The following is a 25319-nucleotide window of genomic DNA, read 5'->3' as shown; positions in this document are numbered from 1 at the left end:
GACGCCAGCTACCGTGCGGCAGCACGTTTTTTTCACAGCAAGAGAAAACAAGAAACTTGAATACTGGTATTATATACAGTGTTTAAACGTCTGCACGCATCTGTATCAAACTTTGTCGGGGCACGTTCGCCTGGCGGCGCAATCCGCCCATGGACGCCTCAGGCATGCAGAGCAAAACCCGGCTATAGTTACAGGTTGACCCGTTGTGGCCTCTCATCCGCACCCTGGCCCGATGCGCCGGCCGCACCACTCACTGAAAGCAAGGCAATCACATGGAACAGATCCGCATTCGCGGCGCTCGCACGCATAACCTCAAGAATATCAATCTCGATTTGCCGCGCAATAAGCTGATCGTGATTACCGGCTTGTCCGGCTCCGGCAAGTCGTCGCTGGCCTTCGACACCTTGTACGCGGAAGGCCAGCGCCGCTACGTCGAATCGCTGTCGGCCTACGCGCGCCAGTTCCTGCAACTGATGGAAAAGCCCGACGTCGACCTGATCGAAGGTTTATCGCCCGCCATCTCCATCGAACAGAAGGCAACGTCGCACAACCCCCGTTCCACAGTCGGCACCGTGACGGAAATCCACGATTATCTGCGCCTGCTGTATGCGCGCGTGGGCACGCCCTACTGCCCCGACCATCCGGAAAACGCGCTGGCTGCCCAGTCCGTGTCGCAAATGGTCGACGCCGTGCTGGCCATGCCGGAAGACACCAAGCTGATGATACTGGCGCCCGTCGTCGCCAACCGCAAGGGCGAACACGTGGACTTGTTCGAGCAGATGCAGGCGCAGGGCTTCGTGCGCTTCCGCGTGCAGAGCGGCACGCATGCGGCCAAAATCTACGAAGTCGATGACCTCCCGAAATTAAAAAAGACGGAAAAACACACAATCGACGTCGTCATCGATCGGGTGAAGGTGAACCAGGACATCAAGCAGCGCCTGGCGGAAAGTTTCGAGACGGCCCTGCGCCTGGCCGACGGCCGCGCCATTGCCTACGAAATGGATACCGCCCAGGAGCATGTGTACTCCAACAAATTCGCCTGCAATGTGTGCGGCTATTCCCTGCAGGAACTGGAACCGCGTCTGTTCTCGTTCAACAACCCCATGGGCGCCTGCCCAGAATGCGACGGCCTGGGCCACATTGAATTCTTTGACCCGAAACGCATCGTCGCGTTCCCCAACCTGTCGCTGGCTTCGGGCGCCGTCAAAGGCTGGGACCGCCGCAACCAGTTTTATTTCCAGATGCTGACGAACCTGGCCGCCTTCTATGAATTCGACCTGGACATGCCGTTCGAGCAGCTGGACTTGAATTCACAGCAAGCCGTGCTGTACGGTTCCGGCAAGCAAGTGATTCCGTTCAGCTATGTGAACGAACGGGGCCGCACCGTCATCAAGGAACACACGTTCGAAGGCGTGGTCAACAATCTGCAGCGCCGCTACCGCGAGACGGACTCGATGGCCGTCAAGGAAGAATTGGCCAAGTTCATCAATGAAAAATGCTGCCCTTCATGCGATGGCGCGCGCCTGCGCGTGGAAGCGCGCTTCGTCAAGGTCGGCACGGGCAAGCAGCAGCGCGCCATTTATGAGGTGGCGGAAAAACCGCTGCGCGAAACCCTGGAATTCTTTGAAAAGCTGAAACTGACGGGCGCCAAGAAAGAGATCGCCGACAGGGTTGTGAAAGAAATCATTTCGCGCCTGAAATTCCTCAACAACGTGGGCCTCGACTACCTGTCGCTGGACCGCAGCGCCGACACGCTCTCCGGCGGCGAAGCACAGCGCATCCGCCTCGCATCGCAAATCGGCTCCGGTTTGACGGGCGTCATGTACGTGCTCGATGAACCGTCGATCGGCTTGCACCAGCGCGATAATGACCGCCTGATCGAAACCTTGAAACACTTGCGCGACATCGGTAACAGCGTGCTGGTGGTCGAGCATGACGAAGACGCGATCCGCACGGCCGACTACATCGTCGACATGGGCATCGGCGCGGGCGTGCACGGCGGCGAGATCATCGCCGAAGGCACCCTGCCCGACATTTTAAAAAACAAGAAATCGCTGACGGCGCAGTACCTGAACGGCAAGCTGAAAATCGCCGTGCCGGCCAAGCGCCACGCCAGCGATCCGGAAAAGCAGCTGGTCATTACTGGCGCGACGGGCAACAACCTGAAAAAAGTGTCGCTGAGCTTGCCGGTGGGCTTGATGACGTGCGTGACGGGCGTGTCCGGCTCGGGCAAGTCGTCGCTCGTCAACGATACCTTGTACCCTGCCCTGTCGCGCCATCTGTATGGTTCGCAGACGGAACCGGCGCCGCACGACTCGATCAGCGGCCTGGAGCACTTCGACAAGGTCATTTCCGTCGACCAGGCGCCGATCGGCCGCACGCCGCGCTCGAATCCCGCGACCTACACGGGCTTGTTCACGCCGATCCGCGATTTGTTCTCCACCGTGCCGACGGCCAAGGAACGCGGCTACAGCGCGGGCCGCTTCTCGTTCAACGTGAAGGGCGGACGCTGCGAAGCGTGCCAGGGCGATGGCGTGATCAAGGTCGAGATGCACTTCTTGCCCGACGTCTATGTGCCGTGCGACGTGTGCCACGGCAAGCGCTACAACCGCGAAACCCTGGAAGTGCAATACAAGGGCAAGAACATCACGGAAGTGCTGGGCATGACGGTGGAAGAGGCACATGAATTCTTCAAGCCCGTGCCCTTGATCGCGCGCAAGCTGCAAACCCTGCTCGACGTGGGCCTCGGCTACATCAAGCTGGGGCAAAGCGCCACGACCTTGTCCGGCGGCGAGGCGCAGCGCGTGAAATTGTCGCTGGAATTGTCCAAGCGCGACACGGGCCGCACCCTGTACATCCTCGATGAACCGACGACGGGCTTGCATTTCCACGACATCGATTTGTTATTAAAAGTCATCCACCGCCTGCGCGACCAGGGCAACACCCTCGTCATCATCGAGCACAACCTGGACGTCATCAAGACGGCCGACTGGATCGTCGACCTGGGTCCGGAAGGGGGCGCCGGCGGCGGGCAGATCATCGCCACGGGCACGCCGGAAGACGTGGCGCTGAACCCGGCCAGCGTGACAGGTAAATACCTGGGACCGCTGCTCAAGCAATAAGGACGGCAGCGCAATAAAAAACGGCGCGGATTGCTCATGCAATCCGCGCCGTTTCTCTTTTGATAGCACCCCAGTCATTGCCGGCGTGTCCTTTATCGCACGCCAGTCTTTGCCGGCGCGTTTCTCCCCCACTACAACTCTCAACACCTGACAAGCTACTGCGCTAGTCAGGTGCCGCTTTACGCTAACTTAGTTACGCACTCAGCCGCTTTTCCAGCGCAGCCTTGTTATCTGCCAATTCTTGCGGCAGATGATACGCGAGTTTTTCAAACAACTGCGTATGCAATTTCAATTCTTCCACCCACGCGGCCTTGTCGATCGAGGTGATGGTGTCGAACTGTTGCTGCGTGAATGGCAAGCCATCCCAGTTCAGGTCGCCATACTGCGGCGTCGTGCCGAACAGGTTTTCCACGCCGCCCGCCTTGCCTTCGATGCGGTCCAGCATCCATTTCAGCACGCGCATATTGTCGCCAAAGCCAGGCCAGACGAACTTGCCCGCCTCGTCCGTACGGAACCAGTTGACGCAATAGATCTTCGGCAGGGCAGCCGGGTTGACCTTGCCCACCTTGACGCCCATGTCCAGCCAATGCTGGAAGTAATCGCTCATGTTATAGCCGATAAACGGCAACATGGCAAATGGATCGCGGCGCACGACGCCCATCTGACCCACGGCCGCAGCCGTCGTTTCCGAGCCCATGGTGGCAGCCATGTAGACGCCTTCGACCCAGTTGCGCGCTTCCGTGACCAATGGCACGGTGGTCGAGCGGCGGCCGCCGAAGATGAAGGCCGAGATCGGCACGCCGGCCGGATCGTCCCAGGCCGAGTCGATCACGGGGTTTTGCGTTGCCGCAACAGTAAAGCGCGCGTTCGGGTGCGCGGCCTTGGTACCGGACGCCGGCGTCCAGTCCTTGCCTTGCCAGTCGATCAGGTGGCTAGGTGCTTCCTTGGTCAAGCCTTCCCACCACACGTCGCCATCGTCCGTCAGCGCCACGTTGGTGAAAATCGTGTTGTCGCGCATGGACGCCATGCAGTTGTAATTGGTTTTTTCGTTCGTGCCCGGCGCCACGCCGAAGTAGCCCGCTTCCGGGTTGATCGCATACAGGCGGCCATCGGCGCCAGGCTTGATCCAGGCGATATCGTCGCCGATGGTGGTCACTTTCCAGCCATTAAAACTTGCCGGCGGGATCAGCATGGCGAAGTTGGTCTTGCCGCAAGCCGATGGGAACGCTGCCGCGACATAATGCTTCTTGCCTTCCGGCGATTCCACGCCGAGGATCAGCATGTGTTCGGCCAGCCAGCCCGGATTGTTGTCGGCAGCTTGCGCTTCCTGGTAGCCCATGTTCGAGGCGATGCGCAGGGCGAAGCACTTCTTGCCCAGCAAGGCGTTGCCGCCGTAGCCCGAACCGAAAGACCAGATTTCGCGTGTTTCCGGGAAATGCACGATGTACTTGGTGCTGTTGCACGGCCATTTCACGTCGGCCTGGCCGGTGGCCAGCGGGGCGCCCACGCTGTGCACGCACGGCACGAACTCGCCATCGGTACCGAGCACGTCGTACACGGCACGGCCCATGCGGGTCATGATCTTCATGTTGACGGCGACATACGGCGAATCGGACAGTTCCACGCCGATGTGCGCGATTGGCGAACCCAGCGGGCCCATCGAGAATGGCACGACATACATGGTGCGGCCACGCATGCAGCCATCGAACAGGCCGTTCAGGGTGTGACGCATTTCGCCAGGTTCGGTCCAGTTATTCGTCGGGCCGGCCGCTTCTTTCGTTGCCGAGCAGATATACGTGCGGTCTTCGACGCGGGCCACGTCGCTCGGGTCCGAGCAGGCCAGGTAGGAATTCGGGCGCTTTTCCGCATTCAGTTTTTTCATGGTGCCGCTGGCAACCATTTCAGCGCACAGGCGCTCGTACTCTTCTTGCGAGCCATCGCACCAGTAGATGCGGTCCGGCTTGGTCAGCGCGGCAATGTCGGCCACCCAGTTGATCAGTTTCTGTTGTTTAATATAAGCTGGGACGTTGAGTGCGGCGACGCCACCCATGACGGGCTGATTCATATTACCTCCAATACCAATAAAAGAAATTCTGGTCATTCCGCAAGACAGGCAGCATCGTTGAGAGGTGGCTGCGGCTCACTGCGGGCGGCGTGCTCACGCGGGCAGGGCTCTGGTGTCGTTTACCTGGATCATGCACCCAGGCTGCGGGAACAGTTTGCGCTATCACTATAATCAGGAAGCTTCAAAAGTGCCGGCGATTGTACACCCGCCAAACGGCTATTCTCGCAAAAATGTAGGAGAATAGCCTGACTAATGTAGTAGGCTATTCAGCATTTCCCGTATCCTGTTATTTCCCTACCAAATCCTTACTAAAATCGGCCATCCACCATGAAAATTGCCATACTCGATGATTACCAGGATGCCGTGCGCGGCCTCGATTGTTTCCAGTTTCTCGATGGCCACGAGGTCAAAGTGTTCAGCAATACAACACGAGGCCTGGGCCAGCTGGCGATCCGCCTGGCGCCGTTCGACGCGCTGGTGCTGATCCGCGAACGCAGCAGTTTCAACCGGGCATTGCTGTCGAAACTGCCGAACCTGAAACTGATTTCGCAAACGGGCAAGGTCAGCGGGCACATCGACGTGGCTGCCGCCACCGAGCTGGGCATCGCCATCGCGGAAGGCATCGGTTCGCCCACGGCGCCGGCCGAACTGACGTGGGCGCTGATCATGGCGGCGCAGCGCAAGATCGTGCCGTACGCGCAACATTTACAGGAAGGGCTGTGGCAGACGTCGTCGCTGGAGCCACAGCGCAATACGCTGGGCACCGTATTGAAAGGGCGCACCCTGGCGATCTGGGGCTATGGCAAGATCGGGCAATTGATCGCCGGCTATGGCCGCGCCTTCGGCATGACCATCCTCGTGTGGGGGAGCGAAACGAGCCGCGCGGCGGCCGTGGCGGCCGGCGATACGGCGGCGGCATCGCGTGCAGCCTTCTTCGAGCAGGCCGACGTGCTGAGCTTGCACTTGCGCCTGTCCGACAAGACGCGCGGCCTGGTAACGGCAGAGGACCTGGCGCGCATGAAGCCGACGTCCCTGTTCGTCAACACCAGCCGCGCCGAACTGGTCGCCGAGGGCGCGCTGGAAGCGGCGTTGCCGCTGGGACGCCCGGGCGCCGCGGCGCTGGACGTGTTTACGGATGAACCCTTGCCGCCAGGTTCGCCGCTCTTGCAGCTGCCGAACGTGCTGGCCACGCCGCACCTGGGCTACGTCGAGCGTGACAGCTATGAGCTGTATTTCCGCTACGCCTTGCAAAACATCGTCGATTTTGAACGTGGCCAATGCACGCGCCTGCTCAACCCCGAGGTGTTGACGCATGCGCGGCAAAGCCCTCAGGAGCGCTGAAATCCCTTGATGAGATCGGGCTCGCCCGTGATGCGGATGGCGGGCGCCGGCAGCGCGTGCCGGCCGCGCCACAGGCCGGCCCAGCCGGGCGGCCAGGCGATATCCGGCCCGCTGTACGGCGCCACGCCGGCGCGCACGGCCACCACCGGCACGGGCGGCATGTCTTGCAAGGGTTCGCCTGCCGTGCGCTGCATGTCCAGGCTGTACATGTAGTGGGGTAATAAAGCGTCGCAGACGCGGCCAAACCACTCCGTGTGGTCGTCGTCGCGTCCCAGCGCCTGCGCCAGCCCCTGCGGGTCGAACCGGGCCAGCGCATCGATCAACTCGCCGGTGGAGGCGCCGGGCGTATCGCCCCAGCCCATCACGGGGTTGACGTTGTAATCGGCGCCCGAGCCATACCAGCCTTCGCGCCAGGGCCGCTGCATCCAGTCGCGCGGCCCTGTAAACAAATGCCAGCGCCAGTGCAGGCCGGAAGGCTTGGGCCAGGAATACAGATACAGCTTTTGATAGCCGGCCTGGTGCAGCTCGCGCACCATGGCCATCAGGCGCGCGTGCGGCATGCGGTCCGGCGGCGCGCGGCGAAACAGGATTGCTTCGCCATCGGCGAACTGCACGTCGTCCGTCGACAGGTTCAAATCCAGGGTCCGCGCCTCGCTGCCGAAACGGGCGGCGATCCAGCCCGTCAGCAAATTGACGGACGTGATCACCCCGTAGCCGCGGTGGCGGTGAAAAATGACGGTGCCGGGAGCGAGCGCTTTCATACGGAGTCGGGGGTGGCAGGCAAACAAAGAAACCAGTGTACTCACAGATGACCAAATTTTCCAGATGCGGCGCCATTCACGCAAGGGCGCCAATCCACGATATCATGCGCGTCATTCTCCACTGACATCGTGACCACATCATGACTTTGCGCATACTCGCCACTGGCGGCACTTTCGACAAACACTACAACGAATTGAACGGTACCCTGGGCTTTTCCGACAGTCATTTGCCGGCAGCGATTGCCCGCGCGCGCATGACGGCGCCCGTGGCGCTGGAGCAATTACCCCTGCTGGACTCGCTCGACATGCAGGATGCGGACCGCCAGCGCGTGCTGGCCTCGTGCCGCGCGGCGCAGGAGAAAGCCATCGTCATCATCCACGGCACCGACACCATGCGCGAAACGGCACAAGTGCTGGGCGCGGCGAACCTGCAGCAAACGGTGATTTTGACAGGCGCCATGATTCCCTACGAAATCGACAACTCCGACGCCCTGTTCAACCTGGGCTTTGCCTGCGGCGTGGCACAAACCTTGCCGGCAGGCGTGTACGTGGCCATGAATGGCCAGATCTTCGCCTGGGACAATGTGCAAAAGAACCGCGCCGCCGGCGTATTCCAGCCCTTGTAAGCCGATGGCCCGACAGGGCAAAAAAACAGACCGGCACACGGCCTGAGCGACACTCTGTCACAATTCGACCAGCCCGCTTTTAGCGGGCTTTTTTACATATTTTCACCTGGCATAAATTCTGCAATTCCTTAGTTTTCATCAAATTATTGCAGGCAGAACATCAAATTGCCAATACAATAATTTAATGTTGTATAAAAACGCCATTGATCATTTTTTAAAACAACGATATTTATAAATATAAACTTTATATTTAACATTTAAATCAAATATTCTTCAGTATCTCGAATTTATTGCCAAATCCGACACGGTTAAGCTGCATTTTTTCTTGCTGAGACGACATAATGTTCGCCTCGACAAGTTAAAAGTGCATTTATAACAATATTGCGCTAAGTAGTCTTCCACTTCCCACCGACGTGGTTCCGCCTACCGTACACGCCTCCGCTGGCCATCTACCCGATGGCTTGAGCGGTGCTCGTGTACTGCTTGTCGTTATTAAAACTACTACGGAGTAATTGTTACAATGGCATTTAAAGAAAAAATCGGCGTACGCAGCGTGCGCCTGGCCCTGACCGTTCTGGCAGGTAGCGTCTTGTTCTCCGGCCAATCCATGGCGGACGAAGCAATCCAAAAAGTTGAAATTACCGGTTCGAGCATCAAGCGTATCGCCGTCGAAGGCGCATTGCCTGTGCAGCGCCTGTCGCAAGAAGCGATCGCCAAATCGGGCGCCACGTCGGTTGCCGACCTGATCCAGGCCCTGCCAGCCATGCAAGGCTTCACCATCGGCGCAGTTGCTGCCGGTTCTGATTCGGGCGGCAATACCAGTGCATCGCTGCACGGTATCGGCGAGTCCTACACCCTGGTGTTGTTGAACGGCCGCCGCATCGCGCCACAAGGTTCCGGCACCACGGTCAACCTGAACGCCATCCCGATGAGCGCCGTTGAGCGCGTCGAAATCCTGACCGACGGCGCTTCGGCCCTGTACGGCTCGGACGCCATCGCCGGCGTACTGAACTTCATCCTGAAGAAAAACCAGCAAGGCGCCACCCTGGAAGCCACCTATGGCGGCCCGGAAGACAAGGGCGGCAACGCCTGGAATACCAGCGTCACCTACGGTTTCGGCGACCTGGACGAAGACCGTTTCAACGTGCTGCTGTCCTACCGCCACGACGAGCAGTCGAAACTGGTAGCGACCGATCGCAAATTCGCCGATACCTCGTTCGTGAAATTCAACCGCGGCGGCAAGAACTACATCTGGGACCGCACCAGCACATCGGCTTCGCCAGCAGGCGCCACTGTTGCCTACAAAACGAAGAACAGCGCATCGACTTCCTTCACGCCTTACTTGCGGCAAAACGGAAATTGCCCTGACGACTCCTTCGTCACGACCGGCAATGCACGCGCTTGCGGCTTCGACACGGGTTCCACCGTGGAAATCGTGCCGCAATCGAAACGCGACAGCCTGTTTTCCAAAGCAACGTACAAGCTCAATGACAGCCTAAACGCGTTCGCCGAACTGGCCTACTCGCGCTACGACCTGACGGCGCGTATCGCCGCCAACCCGATCCCCATCTCGATCGCGCAAACGGTAAAAAACCCTAAAACCAACGTTGACGAGCTGGTGTTCAATAATCCAGCTGCCTACGCGACATACGTGCAACCTTACCTGACGCCAGCGCAACAGGCTGATATCAAATCGGTCACGGCCAACTACCGCAGCACCGACTTCGGTTTGCGTGCAAGCCAGACCGTTACCCAAACCAAGCACATGGTGGTTGGCGTGGAAGGCGAACTGGGCGCGTGGAACTTCGAAAGCGGCCTGACCTGGTCGCAAAACTCGATCGACGAGCGTTACACCGGCGGCTACGCGACAAATCAGGGCTTCAATGCGATCCTGGCCAATCCGGATTTCGATGCGTTCGCGTTGGGCCAAAAGCCATCCGTGCAAGCGCAAGTCGCCGGCGCGCAGTTCGTCGGCTCCGTGCGTACCGCATCGACCACGATGCGCGGCATCGACACGCACGGTTCGCGTGAATTGTTCTCCTTGCCAGGCGGCAAGGCCAGCCTGGGTATCGGCGGCGACTACCGCACCTACCGCTATGAGCAGTCGCCAGGCGCCACCGGTGACGACATCTACAGCTTCAACACGAAAGCTGCCTACGACATGAGCCGCGACACCTACGGCGCGTTTGTCGAGTTGCTGGCACCGTTGACCAAGTCATTCGAAATGACCGTCGGTGGCCGTTACGATGCCGTCAAGGCGATCGATGACAAACTGAACAGCAAAACTGTCGGTAAAAAAGACAGCGCCAATACCTACAAGGTATCGGCACGCTGGCAGCCGGTACAAACCGTGCTGATCCGCGGCTCCTACGGCACGGGCTTCAAGGCGCCAAGCATGCTGGACATCGCTCAGCCACTGGTCAATGCTGGCTTTACCGCCAAGAAATTTACCTGCCCATATCCAGGTACCGAGTTCTGCCGCGGCGAACCAATTCAATACAACGCCGTATCGGAAGGCAATCCAGAACTGCAATCGGAAAAATCGAAACAGTTCACCCTGGGCTTCCGTGTTGAGCCTAGCTCTGCCTTCTCGTTCGGCGCCGACCTGTGGGATGTGAAACTGCGCAATGCCGTCTCGGAAATCACCGAAGATCAGGCATTTGCCGATCCGGTCAAGTATGCGACGAGCTTCGATTACTACAAGGAGCCATCGACCGGCAATACCTACTACGCGTTCAAGAAACTGTCGGTCAACGTCGGCAAGAAGGAATACCGTGGTATCGACTGGGATCTGTCGGCCAACCACAAGTTCTCCTTCGGCAAGCTGACCGCCCAATTGAGCGGTACGCACATGTTGCACGCGAACTACACCAAGGCGGGCAGCAACAACGTGTTCACCAGCAACATGAACTTCTTCGGCGACACCAACGAAGTCACGTTCCGCAACCTGATGAAGCTGACGACGACCCTGGATACGGGCCGCCTGAGCAACACGGTCACGGTCAACTACCGTAACGGCTACACCGATGCGGCAGCAAGCGTATACAACGAGGACACCAAAACCAAAATAGACGATTTCCGCCTGCAAGTACCGTCGTACACGACGTTCGACTGGCAAGCACGTTTCGCCTTTGACAAGCAAACCACGATCCGCGCAGGCATCAAAAACCTGTTCGACCGTGCGCCACCGCTGTCGCTGCGCGCTTCGTCGGGCCACCAGGTTGGTTTCGACCCACGCTACGCCGATCCAATGATGCGTTCGTTCTACATCACCGGCAACTACAAGTTCTAATGTGACGTTTTGAATTAGCTTGTCCGAAAGCGCCTTGCACTTCACCGTGCAAGGCGCTTTTTTTTATGCCGAAACATATTACGCAGACGAAAAAAAGGAGCCGCAGCTCCTTTTTTGTACCGGCATGACTGTTGTTACGCCGTCGCTTCGCCACCCAATGCTACCACCACGTCGGCCATCAGCTTGGAGAGCTCGCCCGTCATCAGCATCACGTCGCCGTCGAAACGCTCTTCGTCGTTCTTCGTGCTCGATTCCGTTTCCTTGATCACGTCCAGCGGCTTGACGCTCTTGATGGCCAGGGACTCCGTCAGCACGAACGAGATCTTGTCGTTCCACGTCATGGCCAGGCGCGTGCACTGCTTGCCGGCCGCGATGTGGCGGCGCACGTCGTCCGCTTCCAAGGTGTGGCGCACATAGCGCACGGTGGCCTTGCTTTCACCCGTGGCGCGCAATTCCGTATCCATGTCGACCGTGAAGCCGGCCGGCGCATCGTCAGCCTGCAGCCATTCCGTCATCACCGCCACGGGCGAGCGCTGCACGCGCAGGCTTTCCAGCGGCAGTTTGTCGACGGCTTTCAACAGCAGCTTGATGACTTCATCGGCTTTCGCCGGGCTGGCGGCATCGACCACCAGCCAGCCATTGACGGGGTCGATCCACGTCCAGACGTTGCTGCGGATGCTGAAGGCGCGCGGCAGCAGTTCGTCGGCCACGCGTTCCTTCAATTCCTTCATGGCCTTCTTGCCTGGGGCAAAGCCTTGCGCTTCTTCCATCTCGGCAGCGCGGGCCTTGGCCACCTGATTGATGACGGTCGCTGGCAGCAGTTTCTTTTCCGTGCCCAGCAGGATCAGCATCTGCTTGTTGACCACGTGGACCAGGCCGCCGTTCGGGCGTGGCGTATCCCAGCCCTGGCGCATCAGATCCATGCTGGTCGCCGGCGTAAATTTGTTCGAGGACAGCGCCTCTTCCAGTTGTTCTGGCGTGTAAGCCCACGGTGCGGGCAGGCGGTAAATCTGAAGATTCTTGAACCACATAGTTTTTGTCTTCCGTTTGTTTCAGTAGTGCCAGGGGAACGCCATTCTACACTTTCAACACGGAAATGCCGTCAAAAGCGCGGACTGGCGCGGTGTTGTTGCTGCGTGGGGAATGCCGCTACAGGGCGGGAAACAGCTCCGCCTGGGCCGGCGCCTGCCGCGTCACGAGGGCAGGGTCGGACAAGGTGGAGATGCGCACGCCCAGCAGGCGGATTTTTTTGTCAAATGGCACGCGCCGCAAGCAATCGCGGCTGGCGCGCAGGATGGCGGCGGCATCCGCCGTGGCACTGGGCAAGGTGACGTCGCGCGTGACGGTGCTGAAATCCTCGAAACGCAGCTTGATGCCCACCGTGCGCCCCGCCAGCGATTGTTTGTCGAGGTCGCCCGCCACGCGCGTGCACAGGCTTTCCAGCTTTTCCGACAGGGTGGCGCGGTCGCGCACCACCTGCAAGTCGCGCTCGAACGTCGTTTCACGACTGACGGACTTGGTTTCCCGGTTCGTCTGCACGGGCCGGTCATCGATGCCCAACGCCGCCTGGCGCAGCCAGCCCGTGTACAGGTCGCCGAACTGCGTGCGCAGCATGGCCATGTCGGCCCGGGCCAGCTCGCCGATGGTGATGATGCCCAGTGCTTCCAGCTTGGCCGTCGCCTTGGGGCCGATGCCGTTGATCTTTTTCGCCGGCAAGGGCCACACGCGCGTGGCGACATCCTCCGGGTGCAGGATGGTCAGGCCGTCCGGTTTTTCCAGGTCGGAACAGATTTTCGCCAGCAATTTGTTGGGCGCCAGACCGATCGAGCACGACAGGCCCGTGGCGTCGAACACGGCCGCCTTCAGGCGGGCCGCCATGGCCGGCGCCTGCTCGCCGTATTCGGTGAGATCGACATAGATTTCATCGATACCCACGTTCTGGATGATGGGACACAGCTGGGCCACGGCCTGCTTGAAGCGGGCCGAATAGTCGCGGTAAGCTTCAAAATCGGCCGGCAACAGGATGCTGTCGGGCGCCAGCTTGGCCGCCTTCATGATGCCCATGGCGGAAAAGACGCCGAACACGCGCGCCGCATAGGTCGACGTGGTGACGACGCCGCGCCCCACGTAGTCGCGCATGCGCGCAAACTGCCGCGTGCCGTCTTCCTGCAGCACGGGCTGCTGCAAGCGCCCGCCGCCGATGACGACGGCTTCGCCGCGCAATTCCGGATATTTCAACAATTCCACGGAGGCAAAGAAGGCGTCCATGTCCAGGTGGGCTATCCAGCGGCGCGGTTCGGAGGGTACGGGGGCAGATGCGGTCAAGGACACCTCGCGGCGGGATACTGTAGTTATATACAGTATCGCTGGAAATGCCCGTGGATGCAAGCTGAAACGCACGCGCACGGCGGTTGCTTTTCTCAATAGCAAGATTACAATCCTGACACAACTATTCAAAGGAGTCGCCTTGTCCATCACCCATCACGCTGCGCGCCGCCGGTCCGCCTGGTTATCCATCCTGCCGGCCCTGCTGCTGTCCACGCTGGCGCCATCCGCGCTGGCCGCTGACGCCGCCACCATGTCGGCCCCCGTTGCCGCCAAGACGGCCTGGCAGGAAACGCGCCACGGCACCGTCGTCACGGACGACTACCGCTGGCTGCAAAAGAAAACCGATCCTGCCGTGATCGACTACCTGAATGCGGAAAACGCCTACACGGCCGCCGTCACGGCCCCGATCCAGCCGCTGGCCGACAAGGTGTTTGCGGAGGTCAAGGGGCGCATGCAGGAAGTGGACTTGTCCGTGCCTGCGCGCCAGGGCAATTTCTACTATTACACGCGCATGGAAGCGGGCAAGCAATACCCGATTCACTGCCGCCGTCCCGTCGGCGCCAGCGGCGCCTACGATGCGCAGGCGCTTGAGGAAATCCTGCTGGACCAGAATCAATTGGCCGAAGGCCACAAATTCTTTGCCGTGCGCGCATTTGCCATCAGCCCGAATGAACAACTGCTGGCCTACACCACCGACACGACGGGTTTCCGCCAGTACGAGCTGCACGTCAAGGATTTGAAGACAGGCAAGCTGCTCACGGACACCATGCCGCGCGTGACGTCCCTGGCATGGGCGGCCAACAACGCCACCCTGATGCTGGCGCAGGAAGACGCCACCACCAAGCGCTCGGACCGCGTGTTCCGCCTGGCCCTGGGCGGCGCGCCGCAACAGGTTTACCACGAACCGGTGGAACAGTTCGCCATCCATGTGGACCGCACGCACGACAAGCAGTTCTTCGTGCTCACCTCGGGCAGCACGGATACGAGCGAAGTGCTGCTGCTGCCGACGAACAAGCCGCAAGGCAGTTTCCAGAGCGTGCTGAAACGCGAAAAAGGCCACCGCTACGTCGTCGAGCACCGCGACGGCCAGCTGTTTATTCTGACCAACAAAGAGGCGAAGAATTTCCGCGTCGTCAGCGCGCCGGTGACCGCCCCGCAGCCGAAGAACTGGAAGAGCGTCGTGCCGCACAACAAGGATGCCGTGATCCAGTCCATCGACGTCTTCCAAGGTTACCTGGTGGTGATGGAAAAGGCGCGCGCCCTGAACCGCGCCCGCATCCATGATTTCGCGCGCAATAGCTGGAAGACGGTGCAGTTCGACGATCCCGTCTACCTGGCCACGTCCGTCGGCACGCCGGAGTTTTCCGCCACGCAATTTCGCATGTCCTACCAGTCGCCCGTCACGCCGCCCACCGTCATCGACGTGGCAATGCAAGACGGCAAGCGCACGGTGCTGAAGCAACAGGAAATCGTCGGCGGCTTCGACGGCAGCCGCTACACGACGCAGCGCCTGTGGGTGACAGCGCGCGATGGCGTGCAAGTGCCGCTGTGGCTCGTCTACAAGAAAGGCGTGAAGCTCGACGGCTCGGCGCCGCTGCTGCTGTACTCGTATGGCTCGTATGGCATCTCGACGGAAGCCACTTTTTCCATCAGCCGCATCAGCCTGCTGGAACGGGGCGTCATCTATGCGCAGGCGCATATCCGCGGTGGCACGGACATGGGCGAAGCGTGGCATGAAGACGGCATGCTGATGAAGAAGAAAAACACCTTCAATGACTTCATCGACAGCGCCGACTACCTAGTGCGCGAAAAATGGACGAGTCCGAACCGCCTGATCATCCAGGGCGGCAGCGCGGGCGGCTTGCTGATGGGCGCCGTCGTCAACATGCGTCCCGAGCTGTTCCACGCCGTGCACGCGGCCGTGCCCTTCGTCGACGTGATGAACACCATGATGGACGCCAGCCTGCCGCTGACGACGGGCGAATACCTGGAATGGGGCGACCCGAACCAGAAGGCGGCCTACGACTACATGCTCAGCTACTCGCCATACGACAACATTGCGCGCAAGAATTACCCGGCCATGCTGGTGACGACGGGCCTGAACGACAGCCAGGTCATGTACTGGGAACCGGCGAAATACGTGGCCAAGCTGCGCGCGTATAAGACGGACGGCAATCCGCTGCTGCTGAAAACGAATATGGGCGCCGGCCATGGCGGCGCCTCGGGCCGTTACAACGCCATCGCCGAGAACGCTTTCAATATGGCGTGGATGCTGTCGCAGTGGAATATCACGGAATAATGTGAAAAAAGCGCTTGCACAAGGATTTTACCCGTCCTATAATAGCGCCTCTTCCAGACGTGGTGACAAACGTCGGGATGGTTTTCTGAGACAAGCATTGGGTGCTTAGCTCAGTTGGTAGAGCGGCGCCCTTACAAGGCGTAGGTCGGGAGTTCGAGCCTCTCAGCACCCACCAAATCAGAAAACTGTCCAGTGCTTCATGGATCAGCAATACAGATCATACGAGCTTGGAGTGGTAGTTCAGTTGGTTAGAATACCGGCCTGTCACGTCGGGGGTCGCGGGTTCGAGTCCCGTCCGCTCCGCCAATAAAAGAAAAGCCCTTTGGTTCTCTGAACCGAAGGGCTTTTCCCATTTCAGAACAAGAAAACACATCAACACTCCCTACCGTGAACATTTTTGCGCTTTTCAGCAAAAAAACTGCCGTTCGCCCTCAAGAATAGTTGCACAAGCACGAAAGCGCCCCCTATAATAGTGCCTCTTCCAGACGTGGTGACAAACGTCGGGATATTTTTCTGGGTATGCGGGTGCTTAGCTCAGTTGGTAGAGCGGCGCCCTTACAAGGCGTAGGTCGGGAGTTCGAGCCTCTCAGCACCCACCACCAATACAGAAAATTATCCAGTGCTTCATGGATCAGCAACACAGATCATACGAGCTTGGAGTGGTAGTTCAGTTGGTTAGAATACCGGCCTGTCACGTCGGGGGTCGCGGGTTCGAGTCCCGTCCGCTCCGCCAATAAAAGAAAAGCCCTTTGGTTCTCTGAACCGAAGGGCTTTTCCCATTGTGGGGTCAGACCCACAACACCGCTAACACAGAGTGTTACGCCAACGCTCATGGGGGTCTGACCCCAGCTGTTAGAATCAGCGCTACCCCGACTCCGCTCCTGCCTGATGCGCCTGCCCCGCAGCCTTTCCCCCTATCTTGCCCTGCGCTTGCGCCTGGCCCATCATGCTTTGCTGCAATTTGCCGCCAGCCTGGCCAGTTCCATGGAAATTCTCGTGTTCCTGGCCGGCCCCGTCTTGCTGGGCTTGCTCAGCGTCATCGCCCTGCCCGGTTTTCTCGCCGTCACCCTGCCCTGGCCCGCCGCGCTTGGCCTGCTGGGTGCACAAGTGCTGCTCACGTGCCTGCCCGCCTGGCTGCTGCGCAAGCGATTGTTGCCCGCCAACATAGCCGCCTGGCTGCGCCAGCTGCCCTTGCCGCCGCGCCTGCGCTGGCAAGCCGATATCGCCGTGGCCGGCCTGCTGATGCTGCCGCTGGGCGTCGCCTATGCCGTCTCGGCCAGCATCTGGCTGGTGCAGTCGCCGCCCTGGTTGCGCCCGGTCGCCGCGCCCGGCATGGCCGCCACCGTCGCCGTCTGGCTGCTAGCCTGGCTGCTGACGACGCTCATCGTGGCGCAGCGCCTGCGCCCGCCGCAGCCCGCACAAAAGGCGCGCCCGCCAACGATGACGGCATACGTGCCGCAACGGCCCCGCTGCGCTACCCTGTTCCTGTGGCGCCAGCTGTTCTGGCTGCCGTTCTGGCGCAACGAGAATGTGATCGGCCTGCAGCAAAGCCTGCTGCTGGCCACGGCTGGCGCCAGCATGCTGGCCTGGCTGCTGCGCACGCCCCTCGTGCCCGCACCGCTGCTCGGTTTGCTGGCCAGCGCCAGCCTCATCATTTTGACGGACCGGGGCGACAAGGCCGTGCGCGAGCAGATCGCCGTGCTGCGCCCTACGCTGAACGCCTGGCCCGTCGCCAGCACGGCCTTGACGCGCCTCGCTTGCGCGGCCAGCCTGCTGCCACCGTTTGCCGTGCTGCTGGCAGGCGCGGTCTTGCTGTACTGCATCGATCCCGCCGCCTTGCAGCAGCGCGTGACCCGGGTCTACGCCATCGCGGCCAGCCTGGCCCTGCTGGCCATCGTCGGCCTGCCCCGCCTGACGGCGCGCGGGCGCGTCGCCCTCGTCGTCCTGTCCATCCTTGCCTTGAGCGCCATCGGAAGCGAATTATGGAATTGAATGCCACCTCTCCCGTGCTGCACGTCGAGCACCTCGATTTTCACTTCCCCACGCACAGCGTCTTCCAAAGTTTTAGCCAGCAATTCGGTCCCGGCGTCACCTGGCTGCGCGGCGCGAACGGGGCCGGCAAGACGACCCTGCTGAAGCTGGCGGGCGGCGCCCTGCTGCCCGCGCGCGGCGCCATCCGCCTCGATGACGTCGACAGCGGCTTCATGCCGCTGGCCTACCGCGCGCAAGCGTTCTATTGCGGCGGCGATGCGCCCGCCCTGCCCTGGCTGCAAGTGCACGAGTTTCTCGACCTGCACCTGGCCCTGTATCCGGGCAGCAACGAGTCCCTGCTGAACGACGAGCTGAGCGCGTTTTCCTTGCTGCAGACCTTGCAGCAAAGCATCACCGCGCTCTCGCTGGGCCAGCACAAAAAGCTGCAACTGGCGCTGGCCCTGGCCTTGCCCGTGCGCCTGCTGCTGATCGATGAGCCGTTCAACGGCCTCGACGCGGCCGCCATGGCGCATCTGCGCGCGCGCCTGTCCGAGCCATCCCGCCTGGCGCGCCAGTGCATCGTGCTGACCAGCCATTTGGCACCGGACGTGCCGCTGGCGGCGACAGTGCAATTGTGAAATAGGCCTTTGCAGATCAGACAAGAAACGCTTAGGATGCCGTGTTGCAAAAACCGGCGATCCCGGTGCAGCCACAACGACAACACGGCGCGGCTACTCGCTGCGCCTGGCTTATTCTTGGAGATGACTATGTTGAACACCCACCGCAGCGCCCTGGCGATACTGTGCGCCACCCTCGCCACCTCGGCCATCGCAGCTGGGCCCACGGGCACGGCCGCCGACTATGGCAGCAGCGCCTCGCACGCCGCCGCCCAGCGCAGCATCGAGCTGCAGCCCGACACCCGCCACATCAACGTCACGCGCGGCGAAACCGTCACCATCGCGCGCGCCGGCCAGCGTTTTACGTGGCACGTGCAAACTTTTAACCATCAAACGACATTCGCCCTGGCCGAGATCGCGCCGAAGGACATGGCCGTCGATGGCGTGCAAGTGTATGTGGCCGCCAATCCCCTGTACGCGGGCAGTTGAGTTTCTTCTACACGTAAAAAAACCGGAGCAGCCTCGCGGCCGCTCCGGTTTTTTTTCGGCGTGCAGATTTACGCCGTCAATGCTTCTTTTGCCGCCGATTCATCAACCACTTCCTCGTCGTCCGAGCGGATCAGGTGGTCAAAGGCGGACAGGGCTGCCTTGGCGCCTTCGCCGGTGGCGATGATGATCTGCTTGTACGGCACCGTGGTGACGTCGCCGGCCGCAAACACGCCGGGGATCGAGGTCTGGCCGCGGGCATCCACTTCGATTTCGCCGTGGCGCGACAGCGCTACCGTGCCTTTGAGCCATTCCGTGTTCGGCACCAGGCCGATTTGCACGAAGACGCCTTCCAGCTCGACCTTTTTCGACTCGCCGCTGACGCGGTCCGTGTAGGAGAGGCCATTGACGATCTTGCCGTCGCCGTGGATCTCGGTCGTTTGCGCCGAGGTGATCACGGTCACGTTGGGCAAGCTGTGCAGCTTGCGTTGCAGCACCGCATCGGCACGCAGTTCCGCGCCGAACTCGATCAGGGTCACGTGTTTCACGAGGCCGGCCAGGTCGATCGCCGCTTCCACGCCCGAGTTGCCGCCGCCGATCACGGCCACGCGCTTGCCCTTGAACAGCGGGCCATCGCAGTGCGGGCAGTAGGCGACACCGTGGTTGCGGTATTCCTTCTCGCCCGGCACGTTGATTTCGCGCCAGCGGGCACCGGTGGCCAGGATGACGGTCTTGGCTTTCAGCACGGCGCCATTGGCCGTTTCAATCTGCACCAATTTGCCCGGCGTCAGTTTCGCGGCGCGCTGGGTGTTCATGATGTCGACTTCGTATTCCTTGACGTGCTGTTCCAGCGCCACGGCGAACTTCGGACCATCGGTTTCCTTGACGGAAATAAAGTTCTCGATGGCGAGCGTATCGAGCACCTGGCCGCCGAAACGCTCGGCCAGCACGCCCGTCTTGATGCCTTTGCGGGCCGCGTAGATGGCCGCTGCCGCGCCGGCAGGACCGCCGCCGACGATCAGTACGTCAAACACATCTTTCTTGTTCAACGCTGCCGCCTGGCGGGCGCCGGCATTGGTATCGAGCTTGGCGAGGATTTCCTCGACATTCGTGCGACCCTGGCCAAAGTGTTCGCCATTGAGGAACATCATCGGCACGGCCATGATTTGCCGCTCTTCCACTTCTTGCGGGAACACGCCGCCATCGATGGTGGTGACCTTGATGCGCGGGTTGATCACCGCCATGGCATTCAAGGCTTGCACCACTTCCGGGCAGTTATGGCAGGAGAGCGAAATAAACGTTTCAAATTCGTAGTCGCCGTCGAGGTTGCGGATCTGCTCGATCACGGCCTCGTCGAACTTGATGGTGTGGCCGCCCACTTGCAGCAGCGCCAGCACCAGGGAGGTAAATTCGTGGCCCAGCGGTACGCCGGCGAAACGCACGCCGATGTCCGAGCCTGCACGGTTGATGCTGAACGACGGGACCCGTACGCCAGCGTCAAGGCGCTCGACCAGCGTGATCTTGTCGCTCAACAGGACTATCTCCTGGAGCAATTCCTTCATCTCGCGGGCTTTTGCGCTGTCATCGAGAGAAGCGACCAGCTCAAGCGGATACACCACTTTTTCCAGGTAGGATTTCAGTTGGGTTTTGAGGGTTGCATCTAACATGATTTTTTCTTCCTTTACAAATATTTAGGCGAATGCCGGGCCGGACGCCCGGTCCGGCATCGCGGTAACTACTTGTTTGCTACGTGTTGCATCGAGACTTAAATCTTGCCGACCAGGTCCAGCGATGGGGTCAGGGTTGCTGCGCCTTCCGTCCATTTGGCTGGGCAAACTTCGCCTGGGTGAGCGGCAACGTATTGGGCTGCCTTAACTTTGCGCAACAGTTCCGATGCATCACGGCCGATGCCGTTGTCATGCACTTCCAGCACTTTGATGAAGCCGTCCGGATTGATGACGAAGGTACCGCGCAGTGCCATGCCTTCTTCTTCGATCATGACTTCGAAATTGCGCGACAGGGCGCCGGTTGGGTCGCCGATCAGTGCGTATTGCACTTTCTTGATGGCGTCCGAGGTGTCGTGCCATGCTTTGTGCGCGAAGTGCGAGTCGGTCGAGATGCCGTAGACATCGACGCCCAGCTTCTGGAATTCAGCGTGGTGATCGGCCAGATCTTCCAGTTCGGTTGGGCAAACGAAGGTGAAGTCGGCTGGGTAGAAGACGAATACCGACCACTTGCCTTTCAGCGACGCTTCCGTCAGGTCGACGAATTTGCCATTGTGGTATGCGGTTGCCTTGAATGGTTTAACTTGGGTATTGATCAGCGACATTTCATTTCCTCTCGTGTGGTGAATCAGTAAGACTCTAGTGTAAGGGGTTTTAACCCATATGCAAAATTGATTGTCACAATAGTTTCAATTGGTTTTAGCTATCATGACATGATGAGAACTCCATGATAGGCAGTTCCCACGCGCTTGGATAGCGGCGGCAGTGGATACCCCTGCCGCCGCCAGGTGTTTAGTTCTTCAGTTCTTCCGGTACCTTGCCGCCGTTTTCCGCCAGCTTGATCATCACCTGGCGGTGCAGCCAGATATTCATGCTGGCCGAATCGTTGGTGTCGCCTGTGAAATGCAGTTCTTGCGCCAGTTCCTTGCGCGCGGCCAGGCTGCTGTCGAGTTGAAGCAGTTTCATCAGGTCGACGATGGACGTGCGCCAATTGAGTTTTTCCGCGTTCTTGCTGGCCAGGTCGACCAGCACCACTTCCACGTCCACCACGGGCGCGGCAGCCGCTGGTGCAGGCGCTGCCGCTGGTGCGGCCGCTGGCGCATCGGTAGCGGCCGCCGGCGTGGCTGCCGGGGCGGCGTCGGACGAATGGTGGAAGATTTTATTGTAGATGTTGCTGAAAATGCCCATGAGGTCACCTCGAGTTGAGTGAATGGAAGAAGTTTGCCTGCGCACCCGGTGTAGGTACCGGTGACAGCAAAGCCGGGCGCAGGCGCCAGCCCATCGAGTATAAGCCCGTTCACGCCGGAAGCCCTGTCCCGCAGGCTTGCGTCAGATCTGGTGGCAGGCCAAGGCTGTTTCAAGGGTGCAAGGGCTGCCGGGCGCGCAGCAGCGCGTCGAACGCGTCGATGACCAGCGGCGGGGCAAACAGCTCGCCTTGCGCAAAATCGCAGCCGGTCTCCAGCAGCAGCGCGCGCTGTTCTTGCGTCTCCACGCCTTCGGCAATGACCTGCAAGCCCAGCTTGTGCGCCATGGTGACGACGGCTTCGCACAGCGCCAGTTCGCTGGCGCCGGGGACCAGCTTGCGCACCAGCACGCCGTCGAGCTTCAGGTAATCGACGCCGCACTGCTGCAGCTGCGTCAGCGAGGCATGGCCGCTGCCGAAGTCGTCGAGGGCGATCTGCAGGCCTGCCTCGCGCAGGTGCTGCAGACGCGGCGCCATGCTATTGCCATTGGGTAAAAGCACATCTTCGCGCATGTCGAGCACAATGGCCGAGGCCGGCACATCGAGCGCCATCAACTGGCGCAGCCAGGTGCCGGGCGCCTCCACTTCGCGCTGCAGCTCCAGCGACGACTGGTTCAGGCACAGTTGCAGCCCCGGCAAGCCGATGGCGTGACCTTGCGCGCGCCAGTCCAGCAGTTGCGCGGCCGCCGTGCGCAGCACCCAGTCGCCGATCTCCACGATCAGGCCGCTGCTTTCGGCCAGCGCCAGGAAATCCGGCGGGCATACCACACCCCGCTGCGGATGCTGCCAGCGCAGCAAGGCTTCCGCTTTGACAAGTTTGCTGCTGTGCAGCTCGACGATGGGCTGATAATACAGCCGCATCTGCTGTTCGCGCAGGGCCGTGCGCAAGTCCGCCGCCAGGCGCATGCGATTGACGGCCGCCACCTGCATGGCGGGCGTGAAGTAACTGTAGCGGTTGCGCCCCGCGCCTTTCGACACATACATGGCCTGGTCCGCCTGCTTGAGCAAGTCCTCGATATTGCCCGCATCATCGGGATACAGGGTGATGCCGATCGAGGCCGAGACGAAGGCCTGCTCCTGCCCCAGCACGAATGGCGCCAGCAAGCCGTCGAGTATCTGCCGCGCGATACGGTCGACTTGCTGCAAATCATCGAGGTCGGACAGGATCACCGTGAATTCATCGCCGCCCAGGCGCGCCACCGTGTCCGTCTCGCGCACGCCTACGCGGATGCGCCGCGCCGCTTCGATCAGCAAGATGTCGCCCTGGTGATGGCCCAGGGTGTCGTTGACTTCCTTGAAGTGGTCGAGATCGATGAACAGGATGGCCACGCGGCTCGCATCGCGCCGTCCCTGGGCCAGCGCCAGGCGCAGGCGCTCGTGGAACATGCGGCGGTTCGGCAATTGCGTCAGGGTATCGAAGTTGGCTTGCTGCCAGATCAGCGCTTCCGTTTGCCGCTTGTCCGTCACGTCTTCCAGCATGCACAGGTGGTGCGGGCCGCCATGGCGCGCCGTGGCGATGGCCGTCACCGAGGCATCGACCCACACCACGCCGCCATCGGGACGCACGATGCGCTTGGCGTGGCGGAAACCCTGCATGCGCTGCGCCAGCAGCTGCGCCATGTGCGCCTGCTCGCCGGCCACGTCGTCGGGATGGCTGATCTCCATCCAGCTCGACCGCTTCATCTGCTCCAGGGTGCGCCCGGCGATGGCCAGGTAGCGCGGATTAATATCGAGAAACTGCCCGCTCACGGTATCGATCAGGGCGATGCCCATGGGCGCTTCCTCGAACATGGTGCGAAAGCGCAATTCGCCTTGCCGGATGGTTTCCTCCGTGCGGCGGCGCTCGCGCGCCAGATTGCTGAAGTGGAACGCCGCCGACACGGCCAACAGGCTGCCCGCCACGCCCAGCGACAGGTATAGCCAGCCCAGGTCGGCGCCGGGCACGGGGCGGTACAAAAAACCCTGGTAGGCGCGGCTGGCCGTGGCCTTGGGCGGCAGCACGCCCATGGCCGCATAGGTGTCGGCGATGTGCTGCCAGCGCTGCGGATTCATGTAGCCGGGCTCCACCAGCACGGGCTGCAGCAGCAATTCCATCTGCTGCGCCTCGTACAGCAGATGGGCGCGGTCGTGGCGCTGGCTGTACTTGGCGTGTATCAGTCGCGCCATTTCCTCGCGGTGCGCCATCGCGTATTGCCAGCCGCGCAGGCTGGCGGCGCGGAACGCTTTCACGCGCTCGGGATGGCGGCGCAGTTCCTGTTCGCTGGTAAACAGGTTGTCGCCGTAGAAATCGATGCCGGCCGTGCGCGGCGTGAATTGATAGTAGGGAAAGCCCGCCCGGTCCAGGTAGTCCGGTTCGTTGGTGGAATACGCGGCAATGGCATCGACCTTGCCGTCGATAAAATCCTCGAGGCGGTAGCTGGGCGGCAAGTGGCGCATCTGCTGCGGCGCGACACCCATTTTTCCCAGGAACAGCGACACTTCATCGGAAGCGGCCGCCACATTGACGGCCGCGCCGATCATCACGGGCGCCCCCACCAGCTTGCGCACGTCGGGCGCGCCGCCATGCTGGCGCATCAGCAGCACGCTGGGCGAATGCTGGAATACCACGGCCAGCACCACCACGGGTTTGCCCGCCAGGCGGCTGAGCAACAAGGTGCTGTTGCCCACGCCATACTGGGCCTGGCCCGCCAGCACGGCCGCCTCTGCAGGGGGCACGCCGCTGCCTTCGACCAGTTTCACTTCCAGCCCCGCCTCGCGGTAATAGCCTTGCTCGATGGCCGCGTAATAGCCGGCGAACTGGAACTGATGCGTGAAATTGAGGTGCAGGGAGACGGTTTCCAGCGCCCGGGCGGGCGTGGCCAGGCATAGCAGCAGAATGAAACAGCAGCGGAAAGCGTCGTGTGCTTGCATCGGCATGGCGTGACACCGCAGGAAGCTGCCGCGTTGGCAGGGGTAAGGCTATTGTAGCCGCCCCTTTTGCCAATAGATAATTATTTCTGCCGGAGCAATAGCGTTGATGTTTTTGGCAAACAACCGCGCCATTGCTTGCGTTAGAACACGACGCCGGCCACCAGAATGACGTTGGCATACGGGCTGCACTCGCCCGTGCGCACGATGGCGCGCGCACCCTTGCTCAATTGCTTGAACTCCTCGTGCGTCACCTGGCGCGCATCGGGCAAGGCCAGGGCCGCCACCTGGGCCGCCATGGCCGGATTATGCTGGGGCAATTCGCTGGCGAGCAAATGGTATTCCACCTGCATTTCGCTGAGCACGGTATTCACGGTATCGATGAAACCGGGAATGCCGCGCGTCAGGGCCAGGTCGATCAGGGGCACGCCCGGCTGCGACGGCAAGCCCGCGTCGCCGATGACGAGCATGTCGCCATGGCCGAGCGAGGCGATCAGTTGCGACAGTGCGATATTGAGCAGCGGTGATTTTTTCATG

At 60.9% G+C, this 25319-nt stretch carries 17 protein-coding genes and 4 tRNA genes; 12 read left to right on the top strand and 9 right to left on the bottom strand.

The features are described 5' to 3' along the window. Window positions 1-272 precede the first annotated feature (272 nt). Window positions 273-3122: an excinuclease ABC subunit UvrA gene (uvrA, locus tag BLU39_RS23250; protein ID WP_092717498.1), complete on the top strand. Its 2850-nt coding sequence runs from the start codon at window positions 273-275 to the stop codon at window positions 3120-3122. A gap of 193 nt (window positions 3123-3315) precedes the next feature. On the opposite strand, the gene BLU39_RS23245 is transcribed toward uvrA, so the two are convergent. Then, on the bottom strand, window positions 3316-5187 hold the full coding sequence (locus BLU39_RS23245) for a phosphoenolpyruvate carboxykinase (GTP) (RefSeq protein ID WP_092717495.1): 1872 nt from the start codon (window positions 5185-5187) through the stop codon (window positions 3316-3318). Between the two features lie 327 nt (window positions 5188-5514). Here BLU39_RS23245 and BLU39_RS23240 point away from each other — a divergent pair, with 327 nt between their 5' ends. Then, a complete protein-coding gene (locus BLU39_RS23240) occupies window positions 5515-6528 on the top strand; it encodes a D-2-hydroxyacid dehydrogenase family protein (RefSeq protein ID WP_092717492.1) in 1014 nt (337 codons plus the stop codon). Here the strand turns inward: BLU39_RS23240 and BLU39_RS23235 are convergent. Beyond that, window positions 6516-7289: an L-asparaginase gene (locus BLU39_RS23235; RefSeq protein WP_092717488.1), complete on the bottom strand. Its 774-nt coding sequence runs from the start codon at window positions 7287-7289 to the stop codon at window positions 6516-6518. The two genes, BLU39_RS23240 and BLU39_RS23235, sit on opposite strands and share 13 nt — an antisense overlap. A 140-nt stretch (window positions 7290-7429) precedes the next feature. On the opposite strand from BLU39_RS23235, the gene BLU39_RS23230 reads away from it, so the two are divergent. Together BLU39_RS23230 and BLU39_RS23225 are read left to right on the top strand one after the other, a co-directional pair. Continuing rightward, window positions 7430-7915 carry an asparaginase domain-containing protein gene (locus tag BLU39_RS23230; protein ID WP_034781194.1) on the top strand — a complete coding sequence of 162 codons (486 nt, stop codon included), beginning with the start codon at window positions 7430-7432 and terminating at the stop codon, window positions 7913-7915. A 520-nt stretch (window positions 7916-8435) separates the two neighbouring features. Next, window positions 8436-11207, top strand: a complete 2772-nt coding sequence (locus BLU39_RS23225; RefSeq protein ID WP_092717485.1) for a TonB-dependent receptor — start codon at window positions 8436-8438, stop codon at window positions 11205-11207. Window positions 11208-11341: 134 nt separating this feature from the next. On the opposite strand, the gene BLU39_RS23220 is transcribed toward BLU39_RS23225, so the two are convergent. Both BLU39_RS23220 and dinB read right to left on the bottom strand, forming a co-directional pair. Further along, on the bottom strand, window positions 11342-12238 hold the full coding sequence (locus tag BLU39_RS23220; protein WP_092717482.1) for a recombination-associated protein RdgC: 897 nt from the start codon (window positions 12236-12238) through the stop codon (window positions 11342-11344). A gap of 118 nt (window positions 12239-12356) precedes the next feature. Continuing rightward, window positions 12357-13532, bottom strand: a complete 1176-nt coding sequence (gene dinB / locus BLU39_RS23215; protein WP_092717479.1) for a DNA polymerase IV — start codon at window positions 13530-13532, stop codon at window positions 12357-12359. Window positions 13533-13674: 142 nt separating this feature from the next. Here dinB and BLU39_RS23210 point away from each other — a divergent pair, with 142 nt between their 5' ends. The 8 genes from BLU39_RS23210 (at window position 13675) to BLU39_RS23175 (ending at window position 18911) form a co-directional block, all read left to right on the top strand. Continuing rightward, window positions 13675-15834 carry a S9 family peptidase gene (locus tag BLU39_RS23210; protein WP_092717476.1) on the top strand — a complete coding sequence of 720 codons (2160 nt, stop codon included), beginning with the start codon at window positions 13675-13677 and terminating at the stop codon, window positions 15832-15834. 99 nt (window positions 15835-15933) lie between these two features. Continuing rightward, window positions 15934-16009 (top strand) — tRNA-Val (locus tag BLU39_RS23205). A gap of 54 nt (window positions 16010-16063) precedes the next feature. Then, window positions 16064-16140: transfer RNA gene (locus BLU39_RS23200), tRNA-Asp, on the top strand. A gap of 217 nt (window positions 16141-16357) precedes the next feature. Further along, window positions 16358-16433 (top strand) — tRNA-Val (locus BLU39_RS23195). 57 nt (window positions 16434-16490) lie between these two features. Further along, a tRNA-Asp gene (locus tag BLU39_RS23190) sits at window positions 16491-16567 on the top strand. Window positions 16568-16722: 155 nt separating this feature from the next. Then, window positions 16723-17826, top strand: a complete 1104-nt coding sequence (locus BLU39_RS23185; RefSeq protein WP_092717473.1) for a hypothetical protein — start codon at window positions 16723-16725, stop codon at window positions 17824-17826. Further along, the gene (locus BLU39_RS23180; protein WP_092717470.1) at window positions 17817-18443 is read left to right on the top strand and encodes an ABC transporter ATP-binding protein; all 627 of its coding nucleotides are present in this window, start codon (window positions 17817-17819) and stop codon (window positions 18441-18443) included. The genes BLU39_RS23185 and BLU39_RS23180 overlap by 10 nt, the downstream gene beginning before the upstream one ends. A gap of 129 nt (window positions 18444-18572) precedes the next feature. Beyond that, window positions 18573-18911 (top strand): CzcE family metal-binding protein, encoded by a 339-nt coding sequence (locus tag BLU39_RS23175; protein ID WP_157808850.1) that lies wholly within the window; start codon window positions 18573-18575, stop codon window positions 18909-18911. Window positions 18912-18979: 68 nt separating this feature from the next. On the opposite strand, the gene ahpF is transcribed toward BLU39_RS23175, so the two are convergent. The 5 genes from ahpF to rbsD form a co-directional block, all read right to left on the bottom strand. Further along, window positions 18980-20575 (bottom strand): alkyl hydroperoxide reductase subunit F, encoded by a 1596-nt coding sequence (gene ahpF / locus BLU39_RS23170; RefSeq protein ID WP_092717464.1) that lies wholly within the window; start codon window positions 20573-20575, stop codon window positions 18980-18982. A 98-nt stretch (window positions 20576-20673) separates the two neighbouring features. After that, a complete protein-coding gene (ahpC, locus tag BLU39_RS23165) occupies window positions 20674-21237 on the bottom strand; it encodes an alkyl hydroperoxide reductase subunit C (RefSeq protein ID WP_092717461.1) in 564 nt (187 codons plus the stop codon). Window positions 21238-21424: 187 nt separating this feature from the next. Beyond that, window positions 21425-21820: a DUF3597 domain-containing protein gene (locus BLU39_RS23160; RefSeq protein WP_092717459.1), complete on the bottom strand. Its 396-nt coding sequence runs from the start codon at window positions 21818-21820 to the stop codon at window positions 21425-21427. 169 nt (window positions 21821-21989) lie between these two features. Continuing rightward, entirely contained in the window at window positions 21990-24791 is a 2802-nt protein-coding gene (locus BLU39_RS23155; RefSeq protein ID WP_254789047.1) for an EAL domain-containing protein, read from the bottom strand. Window positions 24792-24925: 134 nt separating this feature from the next. After that, window positions 24926-25318, bottom strand: coding sequence for a D-ribose pyranase (gene rbsD / locus BLU39_RS23150; protein ID WP_092717456.1), 393 nt, complete (start codon window positions 25316-25318; stop codon window positions 24926-24928). Window position 25319 lies beyond the last annotated feature (1 nt).

It is taken from the genome of Janthinobacterium sp. OK676, assembly GCF_900103595.1.
In the GTDB taxonomy this organism is placed as follows: Bacteria; Pseudomonadota; Gammaproteobacteria; order Burkholderiales; family Burkholderiaceae_D; genus Janthinobacterium.
Note: the sequence above shows the minus strand (reverse complement) of the source record. Positions and strands in the feature narration are given on the sequence as shown.